3 protein-coding genes are annotated in these 2,853 nt (G+C 35.7%); all 3 read right to left on the bottom strand.

What is annotated here, in order from left to right; all coding sequences use genetic code 11:
• Positions 1-96: 96 nt before the first annotated feature.
• Positions 97-903: a topoisomerase DNA-binding C4 zinc finger domain-containing protein gene (locus AB4180_RS22195; RefSeq protein WP_102250513.1), complete on the bottom strand. Its 807-nt coding sequence runs from the start codon at positions 901-903 to the stop codon at positions 97-99.
• Positions 904-1,089: 186 nt separating this feature from the next.
• A complete protein-coding gene (locus AB4180_RS22200; protein ID WP_102250514.1) occupies positions 1,090-2,364 on the bottom strand; it encodes a hypothetical protein in 1,275 nt (424 codons plus the stop codon).
• Positions 2,365-2,506: 142 nt separating this feature from the next.
• Positions 2,507-2,853 (bottom strand): N-acetyltransferase family protein (locus tag AB4180_RS22205; protein WP_372081995.1); only part of this gene is annotated, 347 nt, incomplete at its 5' end.

Consider the following 2,853-nt stretch of genomic DNA (forward strand, 5'->3'; position numbering starts at 1 on the left):
CTATCTTTTCATATAACGCCTTAATAAGCGGATAAAAATGGTTGGTTAAAATCGCGAAGCGATGACCAACTGTTTTTATTCCGTTTAATTAACTTGTTAGGTATTTTCTATGTTGATTACTGCTCGGCATTGGGGAAATGTTTTACACCCCCAAAACTCATTGCCTATATTGAAACCAGAACGAGCAACTCTTTTTATCATTGGGGAACCACAGTTCAAGCAAACAATATTTTCACAAGAGCTTGTGACTGTATATTCCTTAAAGAGATCTGATAACTTTATAACTTCCACATTAGAATTGTATGAATATTTAAATATAACATAGATATTTTTATGTTTTGTTTTTTGACCAATGTAATACCCATTTTCTAAGTACTGTTTATATTTCGTAATCCATGTGTCTTTTTTGTAGTTAATCATTAATACAACACTATATTGAAAGTTGTATTTATTAGCGTAAATAAGTGTATGAAAAATATCTTTGTATATTTCATTTACTGGCGCTTGAGAATTAACCTTAGCTTCAACTATAAGCTTCTGATTTTCATATGAATCATTATTTCGATCTGCATGAAATATAAAATCAGGTTTAGTTAAAAATTTTTTATCCATGTCAACGTCAGAAAACTCCTTTTTTAGCTCCTGCCAAGTTGCTTTGATTGAACCATCTGCGTCTTGAGGCCACATAAAACTCTTAGGAATTTCAACTTCCATATTGAATCTTTTATATTCTTGATTATCACCAGTAATTTTTGAAAATTGATTTGAAAAAGCATTAACAAAATTTAATTCATAAGTCTTAATTACATCTGTTTCGACTACCTTTTCTCCGTCATGATAAACATCTGGAACATTATAATAATACTCACTTATGTTATTTATCGCAGTTACTACATCTTCCATAAAAGAATCCATACATCCCCTCAAATGTCATAGAGTTGCTAACCATACTATACGCAGCCTTAACACCTAACGCCGCGTTAAGTAGTGAGCAACGCCACCACTAAACCTAACCATACCACCGTAAACACAAAACCCAACGATGGAATGAAAAATGCCATGCGTTGGGAATCTGTCTTAAACGCTTTGTTAGGTAGTTGAACGACAATACGTCGCTTTTACTTCCTCAAAAACTGCTTGCCTTAAACCCTTACTCTTTTCTAAAAACTCAGTGACCTCAGCGCTCCAAGTTTCATTTTCAAAGTATTCCAACCATTGAGGAGCGCCACACGTCACAACTTTAATCCGTCTATCATAGTTAAATTGCTCAAGAATTTCTGGAGTTGGCTTGTTAATTGGGTCAACGATAGTGATCTTGAGATTCTGATTCAGAACCATTGCATTAGATAGCCGATAATTAATATGTTTATCACCAAAGCCATACCCAATAATAACTAGCTCAGAGGCATTAGATATATTATCAACTAGCAACTTGAGCTTTTCTTCCCCTTGCTTTTCGTTAGTCGTTAGACTGTACTTACTTCCACCAGTAAGCATTGACTGGACTAAAATATCTAACTCTCCGTCCAAATTGGAAACAACTTTATCTTTGCTGCTTGGGATAAGGGAGTCACCTTTGTAGTAACACATACTTTGAATATTCGTGAAGTTTTTCATTAACTCCACCGAATGACTCAACGATAAAGACTGATTCAATAATTGAGAACCATCTTTATATTGAAGTTCAGATAAGCCACCATGCAGTTTTACTAGGTTGATCCCACGTTCTTTTTCAAAGAACATTTGGTGTTTGCTAGCACCTAATTGTTCTCTGTTTGAGTAAGTAAAATGAATTAGATTATCCATTTCCTTGTTGCTCTTCGGAAAGGTAATTTTATTACCATCACCGTAGGTGATTGGAATATTCAAATCCAACGCTAAACACTCAAGGTACATATCATGATTCAAGGTAAACACCCATGTTTCATCTTTAGCGCATAATGCTGCTAGCTTTCTAAAACTAGCAAAGGTCTGTGGATAGATCTTTGAATATGTAACTATTTGATAAAAATTCAAGATTTCATGAATTACTGAGTAAAAAACGCCAAACATATAATGATAGGAGTCTGTATCTGAAAGTGTTTTTCCGGGCTGCTTCTTTAAGTTTTGTATATTCGCTAACAGCTCTTCATAGTTGTTACCGCCTTGACGTTGGTAGTCATGAACCAGATTCATTACTTCTTTCATAGCTTCCAAGTTAACTGGTCTATCTGAACCAAATGGCTCATTCATAGCGAGTCGTTCCACAAGTTTATTCGCAAAACTCTCAGTAAAAACACCAAGAAAGACTTGAGTTAGTTCTGATGCTAAAGGCATTCCTAATTCATAGGAAAAACCAGCCCCTAACAATAATACTCTTTTCATTATTACTCCAAACTCAATTGACTACCTAACGCCCAATTAAGTAGCTGACAACGCTACCGATATACTCAAACTTAACACCGTAATCACTGAAGCTAAAACGAGTTGAAAATGCCAAGCGTTGACAGTCTGCTTAAATTGCTTGTTATAAAGCGGACTCTGCGTTTAACGACTTTTCTAGCCACATGGAGCTAATGTACTGACCATTTTTCTTTGCGTACTCATTAAAAACACCAACCTCTCTAAACCCGAAACGTTTATGTAGAGCGATTGAGGCGTCATTTGGTAACGCAATACCTGACAATACTCGATGGATACCGTACGTGTGAATAGATGAAAACAGTTGAGAATACAGCTTTGAACCTAAACCTTTACCCTTGGCTGCTTGCGCCAAATAAACAGTTACTTCCGCTGTTTCTTCAAATGCGGTCATCGCTCTGTACTGCTGGGAACACGCAAAACCAAGTAGAACTTCATTTTCAGTAGCCACAT

Origin of the sequence: Vibrio sp. 10N.286.49.C3 (assembly GCF_041469545.1) — a bacterium.
Lineage (GTDB): Bacteria > Pseudomonadota > Gammaproteobacteria > Enterobacterales > Vibrionaceae > Vibrio > Vibrio tasmaniensis_A.